The 20,009-nt window shown below is 73.1% G+C and carries 18 protein-coding genes; 10 read left to right on the plus strand and 8 right to left on the minus strand.

Annotated features, from left to right (window positions below):
- Positions 1–102 precede the first annotated feature (102 nt).
- A complete protein-coding gene (locus ACFYY7_RS27525; RefSeq protein ID WP_266736125.1) occupies positions 103–552 on the plus strand; it encodes an ASCH domain-containing protein in 450 nt (149 codons plus the stop codon).
- A gap of 37 nt (positions 553–589) precedes the next feature.
- Here ACFYY7_RS27525 and ACFYY7_RS27530 read toward each other — a convergent pair whose 3' ends face one another.
- The gene (locus ACFYY7_RS27530; RefSeq protein ID WP_388665422.1) at positions 590–2,245 is read right to left on the minus strand and encodes an FAD-binding dehydrogenase; all 1,656 of its coding nucleotides are present in this window, start codon (positions 2,243–2,245) and stop codon (positions 590–592) included.
- Positions 2,246–2,455: 210 nt separating this feature from the next.
- Between ACFYY7_RS27530 and ACFYY7_RS27535 the strand changes: the two genes are divergently transcribed.
- The 6 genes from ACFYY7_RS27535 (at position 2,456) to ACFYY7_RS27560 (ending at position 6,177) form a co-directional block, all read left to right on the plus strand.
- A complete protein-coding gene (locus ACFYY7_RS27535; RefSeq protein WP_388665423.1) occupies positions 2,456–3,349 on the plus strand; it encodes a DMT family transporter in 894 nt (297 codons plus the stop codon).
- 67 nt (positions 3,350–3,416) lie between these two features.
- Entirely contained in the window at positions 3,417–4,046 is a 630-nt protein-coding gene (locus ACFYY7_RS27540; RefSeq protein ID WP_388665425.1) for a TetR/AcrR family transcriptional regulator, read from the plus strand.
- A gap of 43 nt (positions 4,047–4,089) precedes the next feature.
- Complete coding sequence (locus ACFYY7_RS27545) at positions 4,090–4,863, plus strand: glucose 1-dehydrogenase (RefSeq protein WP_388665427.1); 774 nt, start codon at positions 4,090–4,092, stop codon at positions 4,861–4,863.
- A 34-nt stretch (positions 4,864–4,897) separates the two neighbouring features.
- Positions 4,898–5,422: an NUDIX domain-containing protein gene (locus tag ACFYY7_RS27550; protein WP_388665429.1), complete on the plus strand. Its 525-nt coding sequence runs from the start codon at positions 4,898–4,900 to the stop codon at positions 5,420–5,422.
- Between the two features lie 51 nt (positions 5,423–5,473).
- On the plus strand, positions 5,474–5,869 hold the full coding sequence (locus tag ACFYY7_RS27555; RefSeq protein ID WP_266736131.1) for a YidH family protein: 396 nt from the start codon (positions 5,474–5,476) through the stop codon (positions 5,867–5,869).
- A complete protein-coding gene (locus tag ACFYY7_RS27560; protein WP_351252529.1) occupies positions 5,866–6,177 on the plus strand; it encodes a DUF202 domain-containing protein in 312 nt (103 codons plus the stop codon). The genes ACFYY7_RS27555 and ACFYY7_RS27560 overlap by 4 nt, the downstream gene beginning before the upstream one ends.
- A 31-nt stretch (positions 6,178–6,208) precedes the next feature.
- Here the strand turns inward: ACFYY7_RS27560 and ACFYY7_RS27565 are convergent, their stop codons facing one another.
- Positions 6,209–7,153 carry an NADP-dependent oxidoreductase gene (locus ACFYY7_RS27565; RefSeq protein ID WP_388665431.1) on the minus strand — a complete coding sequence of 315 codons (945 nt, stop codon included), beginning with the start codon at positions 7,151–7,153 and terminating at the stop codon, positions 6,209–6,211.
- Positions 7,154–7,218: 65 nt separating this feature from the next.
- Positions 7,219–8,508, minus strand: a complete 1,290-nt coding sequence (locus tag ACFYY7_RS27570) for a glucarate dehydratase family protein (RefSeq protein ID WP_388665433.1) — start codon at positions 8,506–8,508, stop codon at positions 7,219–7,221.
- Between the two features lie 177 nt (positions 8,509–8,685).
- On the opposite strand from ACFYY7_RS27570, the gene ACFYY7_RS27575 reads away from it, so the two are divergent.
- Complete coding sequence (locus ACFYY7_RS27575) at positions 8,686–9,708, plus strand: phosphotransferase family protein (protein WP_388665435.1); 1,023 nt, start codon at positions 8,686–8,688, stop codon at positions 9,706–9,708.
- 9 nt (positions 9,709–9,717) lie between these two features.
- Positions 9,718–10,944 (plus strand): acyl-CoA dehydrogenase family protein, encoded by a 1,227-nt coding sequence (locus ACFYY7_RS27580; protein ID WP_388665437.1) that lies wholly within the window; start codon positions 9,718–9,720, stop codon positions 10,942–10,944.
- Here ACFYY7_RS27580 and ACFYY7_RS27585 read toward each other — a convergent pair.
- On the minus strand, positions 10,928–15,595 hold the full coding sequence (locus ACFYY7_RS27585) for a HEAT repeat domain-containing protein (protein ID WP_388665439.1): 4,668 nt from the start codon (positions 15,593–15,595) through the stop codon (positions 10,928–10,930). The two genes, ACFYY7_RS27580 and ACFYY7_RS27585, sit on opposite strands and share 17 nt — an antisense overlap.
- Before the next feature lie 73 nt (positions 15,596–15,668).
- Positions 15,669–15,833, minus strand: coding sequence for a hypothetical protein (locus tag ACFYY7_RS27590; RefSeq protein WP_388665440.1), 165 nt, complete (start codon positions 15,831–15,833; stop codon positions 15,669–15,671).
- Positions 15,834–15,907: 74 nt separating this feature from the next.
- Between ACFYY7_RS27590 and ACFYY7_RS27595 the strand changes: the two genes are divergently transcribed.
- Entirely contained in the window at positions 15,908–16,795 is an 888-nt protein-coding gene (locus ACFYY7_RS27595; RefSeq protein ID WP_388665442.1) for a LysR family transcriptional regulator, read from the plus strand.
- A 22-nt stretch (positions 16,796–16,817) separates the two neighbouring features.
- On the opposite strand, the gene ACFYY7_RS27600 is transcribed toward ACFYY7_RS27595, so the two are convergent.
- Genes ACFYY7_RS27600 through ACFYY7_RS27610 form a run of 3 tightly spaced genes read right to left on the minus strand, consistent with a single transcriptional unit; the run spans position 16,818 to position 19,860 of the window.
- Positions 16,818–17,411 (minus strand): TetR/AcrR family transcriptional regulator, encoded by a 594-nt coding sequence (locus ACFYY7_RS27600; RefSeq protein WP_259929624.1) that lies wholly within the window; start codon positions 17,409–17,411, stop codon positions 16,818–16,820.
- A 29-nt stretch (positions 17,412–17,440) separates the two neighbouring features.
- Positions 17,441–19,099 (minus strand): AMP-binding protein, encoded by a 1,659-nt coding sequence (locus ACFYY7_RS27605; protein ID WP_388665444.1) that lies wholly within the window; start codon positions 19,097–19,099, stop codon positions 17,441–17,443.
- Positions 19,096–19,860 (minus strand): SDR family oxidoreductase, encoded by a 765-nt coding sequence (locus ACFYY7_RS27610; protein ID WP_388665446.1) that lies wholly within the window; start codon positions 19,858–19,860, stop codon positions 19,096–19,098. The genes ACFYY7_RS27605 and ACFYY7_RS27610 overlap by 4 nt, the downstream gene beginning before the upstream one ends.
- Between the last annotated feature and the right edge of the window lie 149 nt (positions 19,861–20,009).

Raw genomic sequence — 20,009 nt, forward strand, 5'->3', positions numbered from 1 at the left:
CCGGGAGCTGCTGCCAACTCAGGCCGACCGGGGCGGAGTTGGCCGACCCGGCCCGGCGCTCGGCCCGGCGCCGCGCTCCGGGGGCATGTCAGACTTGTCGCCATGTCGAACCGTGAACCCCTCAAGCCCTTCCTGCTCGCCTTCCCCGGACCGCTGCGCGATCAGCTGGTGGGGGCGGTGCTCGCCGGTACGAAGGTCTCGACGACCGGGCTGCTCGCGGAGTACGAGGCGGAGAAGGAGGAGCTGCCTCCGGTGGGTGAGCGCTCCGCGCTGATCGACTCGGACGGCCGGGAGACCGCGGTGCTGGAGGTGACGGAGGTACGGGTGCTGCGTCTGGGAGACGTCGACCTCCAGCATGTGATCGACGAGGGCGAGGGCGACACCTCGGTCGCCCAGTGGCGTGCGGGGCACGAGAGGTTCTGGCACGGCGAGGAGATGCGGGAGGCGCTCGGCGACCCGGATTTCACCGTCGACGACGACACCATGGTGGTCGCCGAACGGTTCCGGGTCGTCGAGCTGCTGGACCCCGTCGTGGGGGCGGAGGAGCGGTAGGCCCTCCGGCCGGCCGCCCTTCCAGCCGACCGCCTCCCTAGCCGACGGCCTTCGCCGCCGCGCGGCCGGCCGCGCGGCCGGAGAAGATGCAGCCGCCGAGGAAGGTCCCTTCCAGCGACCGGTAGCCGTGCACCCCGCCGCCGCCGAAGCCGGCCGCCTCCCCCGCCGCGTACACACCGTCCAGCGGGGTGCCGTCCTCGGTCAGCACCCGGGAGGACAGGTCCGTCTCCAGGCCGCCGAGCGACTTGCGGGTCAGGATGTTCAGCCGTACGGCGATCAGCGGGCCGGCCTTGGGGTCGAGGATGCGGTGCGGCGCGGCGGTGCGGATCAGTTTGTCGCCGAGGTAGGCGCGGGCCCCGTGGATCGCGGTGATCTGGAGGTCCTTGGTGAAGGGGTTGGCGACCTCGCGGTCGCGTGCGGTGATCTCGCGGCGCAGTTCGGCCTCGTCGATCAGCGGTTCGCCGGTGAGCGCGTTCATGCCCCGGACGAGTGCGGAGAGGTCCCTCTCGACGACGAAGTCCGCGCCGTTGTCCATGAACGCCTTCACCGGGGCCGGTACGTCGGCGCGGGCCCGGCCTATGACGTCGCGGATCGACTTTCCGGTGAGGTCCGGGTTCTGCTCGGAGCCGGAGAGCGCGAACTCCTTGCCGATGATCTTCTTGTCGAGGACGAACCAGGTGTGGTCGTGGCCGGACCTCATGATGTGTTCGAGGGTGCCCAGGGTGTCGAAGCCCGGGAAGAGCGGGACCGGGAGGCGCTTGCCGGTGGCGTCCAGCCAGAGCGAGGACGGTCCGGGCAGGATCCGGATGCCGTGCCTGGCCCAGATCGGGTTCCAGTTCTCGATGCCCTCGGTGTAGTGCCACATCCGGTCGCGGTTGATGTGGTGGGCACCGGCCTCCTCGGCGATGCCGAGCATCAGCCCGTCGACATGGGCGGGGACGCCGGAGAGCATCTTCGCGGGCGGGGTGCCCAGCCGTGCGGGCCACTGCTTGCGCACGAGGTCGTGGTTGCCGCCGATGCCGCCGGAGGTGACGATCACCGCCTGGGCCCGCAGCTCGAACGTGCCGGTGGCCACCCGGCTGCTCGCGGTGCCCCGGGCCGCCGCGCTCGGCTCCAGCACCTCACCGGTCACGGTGTCGACGGCGCCCGCGGTGCGACCGAGGCCGGTGACCCGGTGGCGGAAGCAGAACCGCACGAGGCCCTTGGCGACGCCCGCGCGGACCCGGCGCTCGAAGGGGGCGACGATGCCGGGACCGGTGCCCCAGGTGATGTGGAAACGGGGTACGGAGTTGCCGTGGCCGTTCGCGTCGTAGCCGCCGCGCTCGGCCCAGCCGACGACGGGGAAGATCCGCAGTCCCTGGGCGTGCAGCCAGGAGCGCTTCTCACCGGCCGCGAAGTCGACGTACGCCTCGGCCCACTTCCGCGGCCAGTGGTCCTCCTCGCGGTCGAAACCCGCCGTGCCGAGCCAGTCCTGGAGGGCCAGCTCATGGCTGTCCTTGACCCGCATCCGGCGCTGCTCGGGCGAGTCGACGAGGAAGAGGCCGCCGAAGGACCAGTGCGCCTGGCCGCCGATCGACTGCTCGGGCTCCTGGTCGAGCAGGATCACCGAGCGGCCCGCGTCGACCAGCTCGGCGGTGGCCACCAGGCCGGCGAGCCCTGCCCCGATCACGATCACATCAGCGTCGTACGCCATGGGTTCCATCCTTGTCGGGGCGATCCGGTCACGGCAACGGGTCCGGCTCCGGCACCGTCGCGGCGCCTGAAGTTACTCGTGCGTCAGATCTTCGGCACCTGCCGCTGCGGCGTCAACCGCCCGGTCGGCGGCGCTCCGGCCGCACCCCTGGGACCGAGGCGTTATGGTCGAGACAAATCACCCACTTCTGGCCTGACTTGAGGTAGAAGCGTGTCGGTGCTGGTCCTCGTTCTCGCCGTGAGCGCCGCCTGCTGCCTGGGATTCGGCTTCGTCCTGCAGCAGGCCGCCGCCTCGCACGCCCCGCGGAGCGACTACCTCTCGCCCCGGCTGCTGCTGGACCTGATGCGGGTGCCGAGCTGGCTGGCCGGGATCGGGCTGATGGTCTGCGGCATGGTGCTGGGCGCCCTGGCCCTGGGCAAGGGCGAGGTGTCCGTCGTCGAACCCCTCCTCGCGACCAATCTGTTCTTCGCGATGGTCCTGTCCCGCCATCGCACCGGTCAGCGGCTCGGCCATCAGGGCTGGGCCGGTCTCTGGCTGCTGGCCGGCGGGGTCACCGCCTTCCTGCTGGCGGGCCAGCCGCAGGGCGGCCAGGCGGTGACCAGCCCACTGCGGCACTGGCTGGTGATCGGCGTCGTCGTGGGCACCGCACTGCTGCTCACCGCCTTCGCCAGACGCTCCGAGTCCGGGGCCGCCCCCGCACTGCTCGCGGTGGCGGCCGGGCTGCTGTACGGACTGCAGGACGCGCTCACCCGGGTCAGCGGCCAGCGGCTGTCCGACGAGGGATTGGCGACGCTGGTGACGGGGTGGCAGCCGTACGCGGTGGTGGCGCTGGGGGTGACCGGGCTGCTGCTGGTGCAGAGCGCCTTCGAGACGGGCCCGCTCCGGGTCTCGCTGCCGCCGCTGACCGCCGCCCAGCCACTGGCCGGGATCGCCTGCGGGGTCGGGTTCCTCGGCGACCAGCTGCGTACCGACGCCGCCGCGCTGGCCTGGCAGGCGGTCGGCCTGGTGGCGATCGTCGTCGGGATCGTGCTGCTCGGGCTGCATCCGGCGATGCCGGAGGGGCCGGTGGGCGGGCGCCGCGAGAAGAGCCTGCAGCCGAACTGAGCGAGGTCCGGCCGGTCGGCGGCACCCTCCACTGGTTTTTAATAATGCCCAGCATTAGGATGGCGCCATGGCGCGAACATCCGGTCAGGAGACCAGGGAGAAGCTGATCCGCGCGGCCGAGGAGGTCTTCGCGGCGCAGGGCACCGACGGCGCCCAGCTGCGGGACATCGTCCGGCTGGCCGGGCAGAACAACCCTTCCGCGGTCCAGTACCACTTCGGTTCCCGGGCCGGGCTGCTCGACGCGGTGATGGCGGGCCGCCAGGCCCGTACCGAACAGGTGCTGGCCCCCCTGCTCGACGAGCTGGGCGAGGACTGCGGCGTACGGGAGCTGCTCGCCGCGCTGATCGCGGCCGAGGCGAGCCTGCTCGCCGACGACCGGGGCCGCCGCTGCCTGCGGATCTCGGCCCAGCTCACCCATGAGACCGGGCTGCGGACCGGCCGGCTGCACCCCGCCCTGGACGGCACCGCCTACGGACGGCTGATCGGCCGCATGGGGGAGCGACTGGAAGAACTGCCCGGCCCCGTGCGCCTGGAGCGCCTCGATCTGGCGCTCACCTTGATCGGCGCGGCACTGGCCGACCGCGCCCACCAGCGTCTCGACGGCATCGAATCGCTGACCGGCGACGAGCTCTTCCTCGCCGATCTCGTCGAGACCACCACCGCGTTCCTGTGCGCCCCCGCGCCGGGCAACGCGTGACCAACCGCACCACTTGGCATCTGTACCGCACGAAGGAAGCGACATGACCGACAAGAGCAACCTCACCGACAAGACCGTCATCATCACCGGCGGCGCCCGGGGCCTGGGCGCCGAGGCCGCCCGTCTCGCGGTGGCCGGCGGCGCCAATGTGGTGATCACCGACGTGCTCGACGAGGAGGGCGCCGCCACCGCCGCGGAGCTGGGGGCGAAGGCCCGCTTCATGCACCACGACGTGACCTCCGAGGAGGGCTGGCAGCAGGTCGCGGAGTTCGCCGTCGCCGAGTTCGGGCGGATCGACGGCCTGGTCAACAACGCCGGCGTATCCACCGGCCAGATGCTGGAGAGCGAGAGCGTCGAGCACTTCCGCAAGGTCATCGACATCAACCTGACGGCCGTCTTCATCGGCATGAAGACGGTGATCCCGGTGATGAAGGAGAACGGTGGCGGTTCGATCGTCAACATCTCCTCGGCCGCCGGTCTGATGGGCCTCGCCCTGACCTCCAGCTACGGCGCCTCGAAGTGGGGCGTGCGCGGTCTGACGAAGGTCGGCGCCGTGGAGCTGGGCACGGCGAGGATCCGGGTGAACTCGGTGCACCCGGGCATGGTCTACACGCCGATGACCGCGTCCGTCGGCATCCAGCAGGGCGAGGGCAACTACCCGAACACCCCGATGGGCCGGGTCGGCGAGGCCTCGGAGATCGCGGAGGCGGTCGCCTTCCTGCTCTCGGACGCCGCCTCGTACATCACCGGTGCCGAGCTGGCCGTGGACGGCGGCTGGACCACCGGCCCGACCGTCAAGTACGTCATGGGTCAGTGATCATCCACAGCGGGTCTGCTGTTGGATGAGGGGCATGACTCCTTCTGACGAGATCCTGGACATCGTCGACGAGAACGACGTGGTCGTGGGGCAGGCCCCGCGCGGTGAGGCCACCGCGCGGGGCCTTCGCCATCGCTGTGCCTTCATCGAGGTCCGGGACGCGGAGGGCCGGCTCTTCGTCCACCGCAGGACCCCGGGCAAGCTGGTCTTCCCGTCCCACTACGACATGTTCGTCGGCGGGGTGGTCGGCGCCGGTGAGTCGTACGACGAGGCGGCGCTGCGGGAGGCCGAGGAGGAGCTGGGGGTGTCCGGGCTTCCCCGGCCGGAGCCGCTCTTCAAGTTCCTGTACGAGACCCCCGAGCACTCCTGGTGGTCGTACGTCTACCAGGTACGGTGCGAGCTGCCGGTGGACCCGCAGGTGGAGGAGGTCGACTGGTACGCATTCCTCACCGATGACGAGCTGGCGCGGCGGATCGGCGACTGGGAGTGGGTGCCGGACGGCGTGGAGGCGTACCACCGGCTGCGCGCCTTCCGGGCGGGCGGGGCGGCCGCTTCCTGAGCCGGACGGCGGACACCGGTGGAGCAGCGACGCGGCAGATAAGGTTCACACGTGAACGAATTCGTACAGAGCCTGCGGCTGTGGTTCGCGCCGCAGCGGATCCGCGAAGAGGGCGACACCCCCGACTACCGGTTCTCGCTCGCCAACGAGCGCACCTTCCTCGCCTGGATCCGGACGGCTCTGGCGCTGATCGGCGGCGGGTTCGCGGTCGACCAGTTCCTGCCGGAACTGGCGTGGGGGATCCGCGCCGGTCTGGCGCTCGCGCTGCTGGCGGCCGGTGTGCTCTGCGCGCTGCGGGCGGTCAACCACTGGGTGCGGTGCGAGCGGGCGATGCGGCGCGGCGAGGACCTGCCGGTCTCGCGGTTCCCGACGCTGCTCGCACTGGCGGTCGGGGTCGTCGCCGTGGCGATGGTGGTGGTGGTCCTCTTCGGCTGGGAGGGCCGGTGACCTCCGTGGACCGTGATCCCGGCCTTCAGCCCGAGCGGACCCGGCTGGCCTGGCGGCGTACGACGCTGTCGTGCACGGTGGTGGCGCTGCTGGCGGTCAAGCAGGCGCTGCACGGCGGGGTGGGCCCGGCCGCGGTCGTGGCGGTGTCGCTGAGCGCGCTGGCCTGGCTGGGCTTCCTGCGGGTGGCGCATCTGCGGGTGCTCGGGATGGGCACGGCCCGGCCGCGACCGCTGTCGGCGCGCGGTGCGCTGACGGCGGCGGCGTGCACGGTGGCGCTCGCGGTGTTCGCCGCGGCCATGCTGTTCTGAGGACCGGTCGCAGGGAGCGGGCAGGGGGCCGTCAGAGGTCCGGGACCTCCCAGGGGACGGTGACGACGATCTTTCCGCGGGTGTGCCCCTGCTCGCTGAGCCGGTAGGCGTCCGCCGCCTGTTCCAGTGGGAAGACCCGCTCCACATGGACCGAGACGATGCCCTGCTCGGCCAGTTCGGCCAGATGGGTGAGGTCGGCCGCGTCCGGGCGTACGTAGGCGTAGTGGCCGCCGTACGCGAGGACCTCGCCGTCCGCGATGGAGGCCAGGCGGCCCTGGGGCTTCAGCACTTCGGCGGAGACCCGGAGCGCCTCGCCGCCGACGGTGTCGAACGCGGCGTCGATGCCGTCCGGGGCCAGGGCCCGCAGCCGGTCGGCGAGACCGTCCCCGTAGGCCACCGGTTCGCCGCCGAGCTGCCGGACGTGGTCGTGGTTGCGCTCGCTCGCGGTACCGATGACGCGGGCGCCGGCGTGCCGGGCGAGCTGGACGGCGAACGAGCCCACGCCGCCCGCCGCCGCGTGGACGAGGACCGTGTCGCCCTCGCGGATCCGCAGGGTGCGGTGCAGGACCTGGTAGGCGGTGAGACCGGCCAGCGGCAGGCCGGCCGCCTCCTCGAAGCCGAGGCTCAGCGGCTTGCGGGCGAGGGTGCGCACGGGTGCGGCGACGTACTCGGCGAAGGTGCCGCGGGAGAGGAAGTCCTCCCGCACGTAGCCAATGACCTCGTCGCCGACCGCGAACTCGTCGACGGCCGCGCCGGGCTGCACGACGACACCGGACACGTCCCAGCCCGGGATCACCGGGAACACGGCCTGCAGGGCGGCGTCGAGGTAGCCCTCGCGGGCCTTCCAGTCGACCGGGTTGACGGCCGCGGCCCGTACCTTCACCAGGACGGTGTCCGGGCCGACCCTGGGGTCGGGCCGCTCGCCGTACTCCAGGACGTCGGCCCCGCCGTACCCGCTGTAGCTGATCGCCTTCATGCACCGACCATCGGTGCGGGTCGGGACAGCCGCAAGTCAGGCCACCGCCCCGGGCGAGGCGCCCCTCACCAGCGCGGGATCGTCGGCGTCTCCCACTCCGGCTCGGCCTTGCGCATCGCGGCCGCGTCGTCGCGCTCGCGCATCGTGCCGTCGTCGTCGAGCCAGCGCCGGTGCAGGGCGGCCAGGCGTTCGCGGTCGAGTTCGACGCCGAGGCCGGGCGCGTCGGACACGGTGAGCCGGCCGTCCCGGAAGACGTGGCGGGCGGTGATGACGTCCTCGGTCTGCCAGGGGTAGTGGCTGTCGCAGGCGTAGTCGAGGTTGGGCACGGTGGCCGCGACATGGGTCATCGCGGCGAGGCTGATGCCGAGGTGGGTGTTGGAGTGCATGGAGAGTCCGACGCCGAAGGTGCGGCAGATCCCGGCCAGTTCGCGGGTACGGTGCAGCCCGCCCCAGTAGTGGTGGTCGGAGAGGACCACCTGCACGGCGCCCCGGGCGAAGGCCTCCGGCACCTCCGCGAGGGTGGTCACGCACATGTTGGTGGCCAGCGGTACGTCGGTACCGGCGGCGACCTCGGCCATCAGCTCCGTGCCGCTCGCCGGGTCCTCCAGGTATTCGAGTACGTCCTTCAGCTGTTCGGCGACGTACAGCGAGGTCCCGGCCGACCAGGCGCCGTTGGGGTCCAGGCGCAGCGGCTGCCCGGGGAACTCCTCGGCCAGGGCGCGGATCGCGGCGATCTCCCGGCCGGGTTCGAAGACCCCGCCCTTGAGCTTGAAGGAGGAGAAGCCGTACTCGCGGGCGAAGCGCCGGGCCTGGGCGACGACGCCGGCCGGGTCCAGTGCGGCGCCCCAGTCGTCCTTCTCGCCGCCCTCGGGGTGGGCGGCCCAGCGGTAGAAGAGATAGGCGCTGTACTCGACGCTGTCGCGGACCTTTCCGCCGAGCAGGGCGTGCACGGGCAGGCCGAGGGACTTGCCCAGCGCGTCCAGGCAGGCGACCTCGAAGCCGGAGACCACGGAGAGCCGGAGCTTGTCGGCGGTCTGGACGCCGCGCAGTCCGCCCGCGTCGACCCGGTCGTCCGCGGCGCGTGAATCACCGCACACCTCGTCGGCCAGAGCGAACAGACCGTTCAGATCGCTGACCGGGCGTCCGGCGAGCGCGGTGGCGAGCGGCCGGGCGAGTTCGAGGTACTTGCCGTCCCCGTACGTCTCGCCGATGCCGGTGACTCCGCCTCGGGTGACGACCTCCACGACCAGCCGCGGCGTGTAGGGCTGGTGGACGCCCTGGGTGTTGAGCAGCGGCGGGTCGGCAATGAGGATCGGGGTCAGCCGGACTTCGTCGATCAGCAGCTCTGTATTCATACGTGAACCTTATTCAGAGATACGACCTAACACCAGGCTCCGGACCAAGTCGGAGCGAGTCCGCCCGAAGGATCCGGACCCGAGGCCGCCCCATGGATTCCGGGCGCGTACTGGACGACATACCGACTGGTCGGCATGATGGTCTCCGTCCGTCTTTCACCCCCGGAGGTGCGCACGATGAGCTCAGTCCACCCGCCAGGTCTCGACCTCGACCGGCTGCGCGGACATCTCGACCGCGAGCGGCCGGGCCTGGTGAGCGGACCGCTCGAAGCCCGGATCATCGAGGGCGGCCGGTCGAACCTGACGTACGTCGTCACGGACGGCACCGGCCGCTGGGTCGTCCGCAGGCCCCCGCTGGGCCATGTGCTGGCCACCGCGCACGACATGAAGCGCGAGCACCGGGTGATCAGCGCGCTGCACCCGACGGCCGTCCCGGTGCCCGAACCGGTGCTGCTCTGCGAGGACGACTCGGTGACCGGGGCGCCCTTCTACGTCATGGAGTACGTCGAGGGCACCCCCTACCGAACGGCCGGGCAGCTCGCCCCGCTGGGCGTCGAGCGCACCCGGGAGGCGGTTCTCGGGCTCGTCGACACCCTGGTCACGCTGCACGCCGTGGACCCGGAGTCGGTCGGGCTCGGCGACTTCGGGCGGCCCGAGGGCTTCCTCGACCGGCAGCTGCGCCGCTGGGGCAAGCAGCTGGACGCCTCACGCAACCGCGAGCTGCCCGGCATCGACGAACTGCACGCCGCGCTCGGGCGCGAGCTGCCCGTCTCACCGGCGCCCACCGTCGTGCACGGCGACTACCGGCTGGACAACGTCCTGATCGGCTCCGACGACCGGATCAAGGCCGTCCTCGACTGGGAGATGTCGACGCTCGGCGACCCGCTGACCGACCTCGGTCTGCTGGTGATGTACAGCTCCGACCTCGGTCTGGCCGATTCGCCGGTCTCCACCACCAGCGGAGCGGCGGGCCACCCCTCCCCCGCCGAACTGATCGAGCGCTATGCCGCCCGCTCCGGCCGGGACACCTCCGCCATCTCCTGGTACACGGCGTTCGCCTGGTTCAAGCTCGCCGTGATCCTGGAGGGCATCCACTACCGCTACACCATGGGCCAGACCGTCGGTGCCGGCTTCGACCGCATCGGCGACCTCGTCCCCGTCTTCATCGAGCACGGCCTCACCACCCTCCAGGAAGGCTGATCACCCCTCATGGACTTCGCATTCGACGCCCGCACCGAAGAGCTGCGCGGCAAGCTGCTCGCCTTCATGGACGAGTACGTCTACCCGGCCGAGAAGACCGCCGACGAGCAGCGCGCGCTGCTGGCCTCCCCGTGGGACACCCCGCAGGTGGTCGAGGACCTGAAGGCGGAGGCGCGCAGGCAGGGCCTGTGGAACCTCTTCCTGCCGGACGCGGAGTACGGGGCCGGGCTGACCAACCTCCAGTACGCCCCGCTCGCCGAGATCACCGGCCGTTCCCCGCAGTTGGCGCCGACCGCCCTCAACTGCGCGGCCCCGGACACCGGGAACATGGAGGTGCTCTTCCAGTTCGCCACCGAAGAGCAGAAGAAGCGGTGGCTGGAGCCGCTGCTCGCCGGTGAGATCCGCTCGGCGTTCGCGATGACGGAGCCCGAGGTCGCCTCCTCCGACGCGACGAACATCGAGACCCGGATCGTGCGTGACGGCGGCGACTACGTCATCAACGGCCGCAAGTGGTACATCTCCGGGGCGATGAACCCGGACTGCGAGATCTTCATCGTGATGGGCAAGACAGCGACTGCCGATGGCCCTGACGGCTCTGACATCCGCCGCCAGCAGTCGATGATCCTGGTCCCCCGCGACACCCCCGGTCTCGAAGTGCGCCGTGCCATGCAGGTGTACGGGTACGAGGACCACTACCACGGCGGTCACGCGGAGGTCGTGTTCACCGATGTGCGGGTGCCCGCAGAGAACCTGATCGGTGAGGAGGGCGGCGGCTTCGCCATCGCCCAGGCGCGGCTGGGGCCGGGCCGGATCCACCACTGCATGCGGCTGATCGGCATGGCCGAGCGGGCCATCGAGCTGATGTGCCGGCGGGCGGTGTCCCGTACGGCCTTCGGCAAGCCGCTCGCCCAGCAGGGCGTCGTGCAGAACTGGATCGCGGACGCGCGGGTCACGGTGGAGCAACTGCGGCTGCTGGTGCTGAAGACTGCGTGGCTCATGGACACGGTGGGCAACCGGGGCGCGCACACGGAGATCCAGGCCATCAAGATCGCCACCCCGCGCGCGGTGGTCGACATCCTCGACCGGGCGGTGCAGCTGCACGGCGCGGGCGGGGTGAGCCAGGACTTCCCGCTGGCCGAACTGTGGGCGGCGGCACGGACGTTGCGGCTGGCGGACGGCCCGGACGAGGTGCATCAGCGCTCGCTGGCCCGGCGGGAGATCAAGCGGTACGTGTAGGGCGGCCGGGCTCTGTGGGCAGGCCTTGGTCCTCCCCGGCCCTGATCCGGTCCAGTACGTCCGTGTAGCGGGAGCGCCGGTCGGGCCGGGCGTGGGCGGCGGCCTTGCGGAGGGCGGGGACCGCCGCCCCGCCCAGTTCGGCGAGCGCTTCGGCCGCCGTCCCGCGCACGACGGCGTGCGGGTGTCCGAGCAGTCCCGTCACGGCGGGGAGCGCGGGCTCCCAGCCCGCCCGGCAGAGCGTACGGATCGCCATGCGCACCACGTCCGGACGCGGGTCGTCCAGGAGGAGCTCGGTGTGGCCCAGGTGGGTCCGCCGGCCGAGCATCGTCCGTGAGGTCCGATGGGCGCGGAGCCGGACCTTGGACCGGGGGTGGGTGAGCAACTCGCCCAGCAGGTCGACGAGTCGGCGGTCCCGGTCCGGCTCCGGTCCGGTGTGTGTCCCGGCCAGTTCCGTGAGCGCCCGGCAGATCTGCTCCGGTGACCCGGTCGCCGCCAGGTCCAGCAGCTCCCGCCGGGTCGGGCGCCGCCCGGCTCCGGCGGGTACCGCCGTGCCTCGGTCACGGAGCGCAGCCAGTGCCGCCGCGTCCTCCCGCTCCGCGTCCGGCCCGCGCAGCGGGCCCTCGACGAGCAGGAGCCGGTCGGCGAGCTCATCGCGCCCTTCGGCGCGCAGGCGTCGGCGGGTCCGCGTCAGTGCGGGGGTGCGCAGGAGCGGACGGCCGACGAGCAGATCCAGGAAGCCCCAGGCCCCGGCGTCGAGGTGGTCGTCCAGGGCTGCGGCCAGCACGTCGGCGGGGCAGGTGCGCAGCGCGTCGGCGACGGTCCGGGCCACCGCGGGCGGGGCGTGCTCCCACCACTCCAGCAGCAGCGGGACGAGCCGTTCCAGCTCCCACGGATCGAGCCGGGCGACGAGCGCCACCCGCTCGGGCAGGATGCCGTCCCCCCGCAGCTCCGTCACGTCGATCGCGCCCAGTACGCGGGCCAGGTCGGCGCCGGGGCCGGCCGACAGGTCGATCCGGCCACGGAGGTACGCGCGCAGCACCGGCAGCCCGGCCTCCGGTTCGGGCCACCGCGCCAGTGCGAGGGCGGCGGTCTGTCTGCGGTCCGCGTCGGGGGATCCCAGCATGGCCAGCAGCCTTTCCCGCAGGGCGGCCGAACGGGGCTGGTCGAGATCGTCGACGCGTACCTGCCGTGGTGGCGGGGCCGGCGCGTGGGCGGTCTCGGTGATGGTCCAGGGCGGTGCGTCGATGGGCTGAAGGGCCGTCATCCAGTCGAGCAGTGCGGCCCGGACCCCGGGGCCGGCACCCCGGTGGGCCTCGATCAGGGCGGTCAGCCGGTCCCGCGAGGGGACCGCGCCGTCGCCCTTCCGGCGGAACTCCTCCAGCGTGCCCGGGGTGCGGACCGCCTCGTCCAGCGCGGCCCGCCATGCCCGGGTCCCGGCGGGCGGTGCGTCGGCGGCGGCCGTCTCCGGAACGGCGAAGGCCTCACGCAGCACGGCTGTCCCGGCCTGCCAGGGGTCGGCGCCGAGCCGGGCGTCCGCGAGGGCCCGGTCGAGGTCGGCGCGGACCGGGACCGCGCCGAGGCGGCGCAGCAGCGTCAGCGTGGACCGGCTCGGCGTCGCGGGTGCGGGGCGCAGAGCCCGTACGGCGGCGACGGCGGCCGGCCGCTCGGTGGCCGGCAGCTTCGGCGCGACCGCTTCGAGCAGGGCGATCAGGTCGTGCCGGTCGCTGTCCCGGGCCTCGGCGAGCGCGTCCAGCAGGACCGGGGCGGACCGGGCGAACACCATGAGCTCCGCGTCGTCCCGGGGCTCGGCGCAGATCCGCAGCGCGAACCGCACCACCTTGTTCCGCGATTCCCCGCCCGTGGTCACCGGCCGGGAGGCGGCGAGCCGGAGCCATTCGGCCAGCATCGGCCGGAGCCGTTCCGACGGGCCGGGGCCGAACAGCCCGGCCCGGCCGAGCGGCCCGCCCCGCTCGGCGACGCGCAGCGCGACCACCGGATCCCAGCCCCGGGCCACCAGCGCCCTGATGTCGCGGTCCGCCTCACCTGCCGCCGACGACGGCTGCTCGGCGGCCGGGACGGTGATCCCGTGCCTGGCCAGGGCCGGCGCCAGGTCCCGCACCGTGCCGGAGGCCAGTCCGACCCGGCGGGACGCCACCAGCGAGAGCAGCGTGGCCGCCACCGGTGAGGCCTGGTCCTCCAGTGCGAGGACCGAGCGTGCGGTGAGGGTGCCGTCGAGGCCCACCAGCAGCAGTTCACGGGCTCCGTCGTCCCGGCTGTGCTCGGCGGCGGCGAGGAGGGTGGCCGCGTAGGCGCCACCGAGGACCGCGTGCAGGGCCGCGACGAGGCTGCCGCGCAGACCGGGGTTGCCGTCGTGTCCGAGCCGGAAGAGGAGCTTCGGGAGCGCCGCCGGGGTGCCCGCGCGGACCAGCGCCTCGGCCGCCGTCTTCCTGATGTTCATGTTCGGATGGTCGAGGCGGGCGGCGATCGCGGCGCTCGCCCAGTGGGCGCGGGCGTGGCCGAGGGCGAGCAGCGCCTGCCGGACGGTCTGGATGTCCGGCGCGGCGGTCAGCGCGATCAGCGTCGCCGACAGGGCCTGGGCGTCCTCGCCGGTGGCGTCGCGGGCGAGGAGGGCGATGACGTGCTTGCGTACGTGCCGGTCGCGGTGGCGCAGCAGCCGGTGCACCCTCGCCCGGGTGCCCGTCCAGGGGGTCCGCAGGAGCAGTTCGAGCAGGATCGCCTGCTCGCCGTCGGACAGTCCGGGCCTCTCCAGCAGGTCCAGTGCCATGGTCGCGGCGAGTGCGTCGCCCGCTTCTCGCGCGTCCGTGGCGCCGAGCAGGCAGACCGGCCGGATCGCGCCCCGTCCGTGGAGTCTGCGGCCCAGGGCGCTCACCGCGTCCAGGACCTCCTGCGGCACCACCGGCTCACCGGCCGGCTGTCCGTACTCGCCCGTCCGGGTGGCCGCGCCCGGCTCCCCCGCCGCGGCCTGCTCGGCCACGATGCGCAGCAGCAGGTCGGCGATGACCGGGAGGGTGCCGGCGTCGCCGTGGGCCGCCAGCCGGCACAGCGCCGCCTCCGGTGCGTCCGGGTCCAGGTGGGAGCTCAGCAGGGCCAGTTCCCGTTCGTCCGGGGCGCCGAGACCGGCGGCGACGCGGGGCGGCAGATCGACGGGGTCCAGCCGTGCGAGGAGTCCGTGGCGGAGTTCCGGATCGCGGTTCAGCAGCCACAGCAGTTCGAGGGCGCGGTTGCGTACGGGGCGCAGATGGGGCGCCGTTGCTCCCGTGGTGAGGCCCAGCCCTTCGCGCAGGACCTCGGCCGTGCGGTCCCCGCCGATCGCCTCCAGGGTGTCCAGGGCCGCGGCCGGGGCGGCGGGCAGCAGGGCGATCACGGCCTCTTCGGCGTCCGCGTGGCGCAGTTCGCGGATCGCGTCGAGGAACGGCCCGGGGGCCGGGGCGGCGGGCAGGACGCGTGCGATCGCGTCCCCGATCGGGAGGTCGCCGGCCCCTTGTCCGGCCAGGGCCACCAGCAGGGCGAGCCGTCGCGGCCAGCCCGGATCGTCGGCCGGTACGTCCGTCAGTACCCGGAGCGTCTCCTTTCGGGCGGTGAAGAGGATCGTCGCCACTTCGCGGGGCGGGATCGAGTGGTCGGCCAGGGCCAGGCCGACGACGGCGGGGACGTCCGGACCGTCCGGGAAGTGGCCGCGCCGGTGGAGTCCGCGCAGGCAGGTCACGGCCGGTGCGCCCAGCAGCAGGGGATCGCGCGCGGCGACGGCCGTCAACTCGCCGATGTCGTCGCGCTCCGCCAGGTCACCGAGCAGTTCCATGCCGCGCCGGCGAAGGCCCGGCGGTAGGCCGGGGTCGTCGGCGACCCGGCGCAGCAGGCTCCGGTGGCCGTGGCGCGCGGCGGCCGCGAGGGCGGCGTCGGCCACCTCGGGCCGGACCGGCACCGAGTCCCCCGCCGGCTCCTGCGCCCCGGCCCGGTCCGGACCTCCCCGCTCCGGACCGGCGGCGAGGAACGGGGCGAGGATTTCGGGCGGCAGTGGATCCGTCGCCGCCCACGGTTCGGCGAGCTCGCCCAGCGCACCGACGGCGACCGGGGTGCTGCCCGCGCCCAGCAGGCCGATCAGGGCCTCCCGGACCAGCGCCGGGGCCAGCAGTCCGGCGTGCAGCCCCTCCCGGGCCAGCCGCAGCGCCTCGGCCCGGAGCACCGGATCGCCGCTGCCCGCCAGCTCGTCCACGAGCCGCGCCGGCCGGGGCGTGCCGGCGATGCCCGCCCCCCGTACCGCCTGGTAAAGGAGTTCGCCCGGAGCCTCGTCGCGGAGCACCCCGGGGTCGTGCAGCACATCGGCGCGCAGCCAGGCGATCCGTACCGCCGCCGGCAGTTGCCCGGCCGTGCGCCACTGCGGCCGGGGACGGCCCACGAGACGGTGGCCGAGCCGTTCGTAGAGCCCGGCCAGCAGGAGATCCGCCTCCGGCAGCCCGGTCAGTGTTGCGGGCAGCAGCCCGGCGAGCGCGTCCGTCTCCCCGTCGTCGGACGGTGGGCGGTCGGTGAGGCGCTCGGTCAGCAGGACCAGCCCGAGATGACGCTGCCCGGGGTCCTCGTGCCCGATCAGTCTCTCCAGGGCGTGGAACCGTTCCTCGGCGGACGTCTGCATCGTCGGATGCTAGCCGGGCTCTCTTCGGCCCCACCAACGGGTTTCGGGCCCGTGCGCCCGCCCGGCAGCCGGCTCAGTAGCCGCCGGACCCCACGTGGTCCGCCAGTGCCAGATCACGGACGAAGGCCCTGATCCGCAGGAGGCACCGGGCGGCGAGGCGTACGGCCGGCGCATGGTGCGGACCGTACGCCGCGGTCCAGAGCGCGGGGACGTGGGCGGACGGCTGGATGTGAGTCATACCTCCAGCTTCGGCCCGCATCCGTGATCGGTCCAACAGATGGTTCAGCTGGCTGGGATCGATACCGTAGATGGATGGAGCTACGCCAACTCCGCCACTTCATGGCGGTCGTCACGCACGGCGGTTTCACCGCCGCGGCCCGTGCCGAGCTGATCGTGCAGTCCGCCCTGAGCACCTCGGTGCGCAACCTCGAACGGGAACTGGGGGCCGAGCTGTTCGACCGGACCGGCAGGCGGGTGATCCTCACCGAGGCGGGCCGGGCACTGCTGCCGGCGGCCCGGTCGGTGCTCGCCGGGACCGAGGCGGCACGGCACGCGGTGGCGGCCGTGGCGGGGCTGGTGACCGGCCGGGTCAGGATCGGCACCATCCAGACGCTGACCTGCGTGGATCTGGCGGCCGAGCTGGCCTCGTACCACCGGCGGTGGCCCGGGGTGCAGATCTCGCTGCGCGAGGCGACCACGCCGGAGCTGGTCTCGGGGCTGCGGGCCGGGGAGCTGGACCTCGCCTATCTCGCCCCGGACGCCGCCGAACTCCCCGAGGGCATCGTCGGGTTCGCGACCTGGCACGAGGACCTGGTGCTGATCACCGCGCCGGGCCACCGGCTGGCGACCGCCGGACGCACCCTGGTCAAGGATCTCGCCGACGAGCCGTTCGTGGACTTCCGCGCGGGCACCGGGCTGGAGACCGCGGTGCGGAGGCTGGCCGCCCACTGCGGGCTGGAGCGCCGGATCACCTGCGACGTCACCCAGATCCGGCTGCTCGTCGATCTCGTACGGGCCGGGATCGGCGTGGCGATCGTGCCCCGGCGGATCGGTGAGGACGCGGGGCTGCCGTGTGTGAGCATCCGCCAGCCGGAGCCCGGCCGGACCGTGGTCCTGGCGGGGCGGGCACCCCGGCCGGGCAACCCGGCGGCGGAGGCACTGCTCGACCGGCTGATGGGCCCGCCCGGAGCGGCCGGCTGACAGGCCCGGCCGGAACGGCCGGCTAGGGCCGAAGGGCGCGCAGCAGCAGATCGGCCAGGTGGTCGGCGACCTCCTGCTGGCTGAGCGGGCCGTCGGGGCGGTACCAGGTGGACAGGTGGTGGACCGAACCGAAGTGGTAGTCGACGATCAGGTCGGCCGGGGTGGTCGTGGAGAACACCCCGCTGCGCTGCCCCTCCTCCACCAGCGCCCGGAAACGCTCGTGGTAGCGGCGCCGCTCCACCCGGACCTGCTTGTTCTTCTCCGGGCTCAGGTGGTGCATGGACCGGAAGAAGATCGAGGCGTCGTCGAGGTTCTCGATGGTCGTGACGACCACGTCCGCCGCGGCGTCGCGCAGCCGCTGCTCGACGGGGGCGTCGGCGTCGGCGAAGGCGTCGAGGCGCTCCTGCTGGAGGCGGAGCACCCGGGCGTAGACCTCCTGGAGGAGGTCCTCCTTGGAGCCGAAGTAGTGGTAGAGCGCTCCCTTGGTGACGCCTGCCGCCTCGACGATCTCCTGGACCGAGGTGCGGTCGTAGCCCTGCTCGGCGAAGAGCCGGGTGGCGGCGGCCAGCAGCCGCTGAGGGACGGGAGCCGTGTCCCCGTCCGTCGCCTTGGCCATTGCCGCCACCTTCCTTCCGCGTGAATCGGTCATCGAGGGGAACGCAGTTCCCGCCTGAGGATCTTCCCACTCGCCGTCTTCGGAAGTTCGGCCAGGATCTCGACCTCGCGCGGGTACTTGTACGCGGCGAGCCGTTCCTTGCAGTACGCGCTCAGCTCCTGCGGCCCGGCCGAGGCGCCGGGCCGCAGGCTGACGTAGGCGCGGACGGTCTCGCCGCGGTAGGTGTCGGGGACGCCGACGACGGCCGCCTCCCGGACCGCCGGATGGGTGTAGAGGACGTCCTCCACCTCGCGCGGCCAGACCTTGAAGCCGGAGGCGTTGATCATGTCCTTCTTGCGGTCGACGACGTAGAGCCAGCCCGCGCTGTCCATGAACCCGATGTCGCCGGTGCGCAGTTCGCCGTCCGGGAAGGCGGCGGCGGTGGCCTCGGGCAGCCGCCAGTAGCCGGAGACGACCTGCGGGCCTCGGACGGCGATCTCGCCCTGCTCGCCGAAGGGCACCTCCGCGCCGTTCTCGTCGAGGATCCGGACCACCGTGTCGGGGCCGGGGACGCCGACGGACAGGGTCCCGGAGACCGGGTCGACGGGGGCCTCGCGCTCCGGCGGCACCGAGGCGCAGGGGGCGGTGCACTCGGTGAGGCCGTAGCCGTTGCGGATGTACGGGCCGAAGCCCGCCCGGAACTTCTCGACCAGTGCGGGCGGCAGCGGTGCGCCGCCCGAGGAGATGACCCGGAAGGAGGCGAAGTGCTCGGGGGTGACGCCGGGGTGGGCGGCGAGCGCCATGAAGGCGGTGGACGGGCCCACGGTGTAGGCGGGGCGGTGTTCGGCGAAGGCTTCGAGGACGACGCCGGGGTGGAAGCGGTACGCGAGGACGAGGGTGCCCGCGTTGGTGAGGCAGGCGGCCAGCTGGCACACCATGCCGGTGATGTGGAAGAGCGGGGCGAGCGCGAAGTAGGAGGAGCCTTCGGCGACGGGGTGCCCGGTCCGCTGGCGCTCGGCGTTGATCATGATGTTGCCGTGGGAGTTCATGGCGCCCTTGGGGGTGCCGCTGGTCCCGGAGGTGTAGCTGATCAGCGCCACGTCGGCGGCGGCGGGTTCGCGGCCGACGGGGGCCTTGTTGCCCTGCCGGGCGACGGCGACCAGGTCGTCGGTGTCCTCGGGCACGGGCAGCCGTTCGAAGCCGAGCACGCGTGCGTCGTTCTGTGTCTGGAGGTCCAGCTCGCTGGTGGTGAGCGCGATCCGTACCGTCGGGGCGCCGGCCGCGGTGTCCCGCAGATACGCCTCCCAGGCCCGGTCCGCGCAGATCAGCGCGGTGACCTCGGCGTCCTTCAGTACGTGGCCGACCTCGCCGGACTTGTACATCGGGTTGAGCGGGACGACCGTGGCGCCGGCCTTCCAGGCGCCGAGCAGCGCGATCACGAACTGCGGGGTGTTCTGCAGCGTGATCGCGACCCGGTCGCCGCGTTCCAGGCCCTGGGCGGCGAGATGGCCGGCCACCGAGTCGGAGAGCGCGTCGGTCTCGCGGTAGCTCAGCCGTCCGTCGAAGTAGGCGAGCGCGGGGTGCCCGGGGCTGCGGGCGGCGGAGTCCCGGAAGGCGTGGACGAGGGTCGCGGCCGGGTCGACGGGGGCCCGCTGGGCCTCGCTGAGCAGCGCGACCCAGGGCTTGGCGGCGTAGACGGACTCGGTCATGCGCCGGTCTCCTCCCACTTCTGCTGAAGGTGGTTCATGCTGCCGAGCCAGTGGTCGGTGTCCTTGCTGCGGGCCCTGTAGTACCCGGCGACCTCGGGGTGCGGCAGGACGAGGAAGCGGTCCTCGGCCATGGCGTCGAAGAGCGCTTCGGCGACCGCCTCGGGCTCGATGGCGCTGGGGGCGAGGACGAGTTCCCCGGCCGATCCGGCGGCGGTGAGCATGTCCGTCCGTACGCCCTGCGGGCAGATCGCGTGGACCTTGACGCCGCGGTGGCGGTAGGTGAGCGAGAGCCATTCGGCGAAGGCGACGGCACCGTGCTTGGTGACGCTGTACGGCGCGGCGCCGATCATCGTCAGCAGCCCGGCGGCGGACGCGGTCGTGACGAAGCGGCCGCTGCCGCGCTCCAGCCAGTCGGGCAGCAGCGCCCTGGCCGCGCGGACGTGGGCCATCACGTTGACGTCCCAGGCCGCGGCCCAGACCTCCTCGTCCGCGAAGGCGTCGCCGGGCGAGGCGAGGCCGGCGTTGGCGCAGTAGACGTCGACGGTGCCGTCGAGCGCGTCCCTGGCGGCGTCCACGATCCGCGAGGCGTCACCGGCGACGGCGATGCCGCCGATCTCCTCGGCCAGCGGCTTGATCCTCGCCTCGTCGAGGTCGTTGACCACGACCCGTGCACCCTGGGCGGCGAATCCGCGGGCCAGGGCGGCTCCGATGCCGCCTCCGGCCCCTGTGACCACCACGCCCGCGCCCTGCACCGCACTCATCGGGTCCCGCCTCTCTCAGCCGACTGCCCTGGCAGACTAACCAGTCGGTATGCCGGAACGGAAGGGGTGGAGAGCGCTCTGGAGGCACTCCCGTCACAACCGTCCCGTCCGGCTCGTTCCGTACGGCCTGAACGCGCGCTAGCGTGCGT

It is taken from the genome of Streptomyces sp. NPDC001933 (genome assembly GCF_042890955.1).
In the GTDB taxonomy this organism is placed as follows: domain Bacteria; phylum Actinomycetota; class Actinomycetes; order Streptomycetales; family Streptomycetaceae; genus Streptomyces.